At 71.5% G+C, this 1,880-nt stretch carries 2 protein-coding genes; one reads left to right on the plus strand and one right to left on the minus strand.

What is annotated here, in order from left to right; all coding sequences use genetic code 11:
- The coding region (locus B0W88_RS34075; protein WP_198938002.1) for a hypothetical protein at positions 1-1,063 on the plus strand (1,063 nt) is incomplete at its 5' end.
- A 13-nt stretch (positions 1,064-1,076) separates the two neighbouring features.
- Here the strand turns inward: B0W88_RS34075 and B0W88_RS31535 are convergent.
- The coding region (locus tag B0W88_RS31535) for an N-acetylmuramoyl-L-alanine amidase (RefSeq protein WP_198938003.1) at positions 1,077-1,880 on the minus strand (804 nt) is incomplete at its 5' end.

The following is a 1,880-nucleotide window of genomic DNA, read 5'->3' on the forward strand; positions in this document are numbered from 1 at the left end:
GCCGAGCACCGAGCCGGCGGCCCTGGACCCGACTGCCGCGCTGCTGGCGCCGCGGCGGCGGCAGCGCTCCGGCCACTCGCACCGGTCGTCGGGCAAGGGCAGCGGCAGTGGCAACGGGGCGCCCTCGCGCGCCCGGGCGTCCTCTTCCTCCTCCTCCTCGCGCAAGCGGCGCAGCCGCACGCGCATGATCGTCACGCTGCTGGCCAGCATCGGCACGGCGCTGGTGATCCTGGTGGTGGGGCTGGCGGTCTGGCTGTGGCAGCGGCCGGCGCCGCCGTCGCCGATCCCCGCCGGTACGCCGGAGCAGATGCTGGCCGCCCAGCCGACCGCCGACTGGCGCTGGTGGCGGCTGGAGAGCAACACGGCGATCCTGGTGCTGGAGTTTCCCTCGCTGCTGGAGCAGGGCACGACGATGAACCGCATGGCCGCCTACCTGGAGAAGCGCGCCGGCCCGCGCGACCGCCTGCTCGATGACCGCGAGATGGCCGAACTGCTCAAGCGCAGCAACGACAACGTCTCCACCTTCTACCAGGGCCATGACTACACGATGGACCGGGTGGCGCGCTTCTACACGCTGGCCGATTCCACCCGCACGGTGCTCAACGGGCAGGAGCTGCGGCTGCGCGAGGCGCTGGTGCGCTGGGGCATCATCAAGCAGGAGGTGGACCGCAGCTACCACTCGACCGCCGAGCGCGCGCTGGTGAGCTTCACCGCCGTGCAGGCCGACGATCCGAAGACGCCGGAGGACGAGGGCATCGACGCACGGCGGCGCGAATCGGTGCTGCGCCATGAGCTGAGCCACGGCGAGTTCTTCACCAACGGCGACTACCGCCAGCAGGCCTGGGATTTCTGGCGCCGCTCGCTGACCGACAACGAGCGCCAGCGCTTCCGCCGCTATCTCGCCAGCGTCGACTACGACGCCGGCAACGAGGAACTGATGGTCAACGAGACCCAGGCGGTGCTGATGCACACGCCCGACACGCGGGCCTTCAGCGCCACCGATCTGGGCATCACGGACGCGGAGCTGGAGCGGCTGAGGGAGCGTTTCCGCACCACGCGCTGAAGCGGCCCGCCGGCTACGAGATCACGCGGTGCCGCGCCAGCGGCGGGTTCTTGGCGAAATAGCGCGCGATGCCGGTGGCCAGCGCCTCGACCAGCTTGTCCTGGTAGGCCGGGTCGCGCAGCTTCGATTCCTCTTCCGGGTTCGAGATGAAGCCGGTCTCCACCAGGATCGACGGCACGTCCGGCGCCTTCAGCACTGCGAAGCCCGCCTGCTCGACGCGGCCGGCGTGCAGCTTGCCGACGCCGCCGATCTGGCGCAGCACCTCGGAGCCGAGCTTCATGCTGTCCTTGATCTGGGCGCTGGTGCTCATGTCCAGCATCGCGCGCAGCACGGCGGCGTCCTTGACCGCGACGGCCTTGTTGACGCCGCCGACCATGTCGGCCGCGTTCTCCTTGTCGGCCATCCAGCGGGCCGCGGCGCTGGTGGCGGCGCCGTCGCTCAGCGCGAAGACCGAGGCGCCGCGGGCCTGCGGCGTGGTGAAGGCGTCCGCATGGATGGAAACGAACAGGTCCGCCTGCACGCGGCGGGCCTTGCGCACCCGCTCGCCCAGCGGCACGAAGAAGTCGGCGTCGCGGGTCATCATCACGCGGATGTTCGGGTTGGCGTTGAGCCGCTCGCGCAGCTTCAGCGCCACCTGCAGCACGACGTCCTTCTCGTGCAGGCCCGAGGGGCCGCTGGCGCCCGGGTCCTCGCCGCCGTGGCCCGGGTCCAGCGCGATGACGATCAGGCGGTCCAGCTTGGCCTGCGTCGTGCCGATGACCGGCTGGGGCACCGGCGCGGCTGCGACGGCCGGCGGGGAGGGCGGCGAGGAAGGCAC

It is taken from the genome of Pelomonas sp. KK5 (assembly GCF_001984095.1).
In the GTDB taxonomy this organism is placed as follows: domain Bacteria; phylum Pseudomonadota; class Gammaproteobacteria; order Burkholderiales; family Burkholderiaceae_C; genus KK5.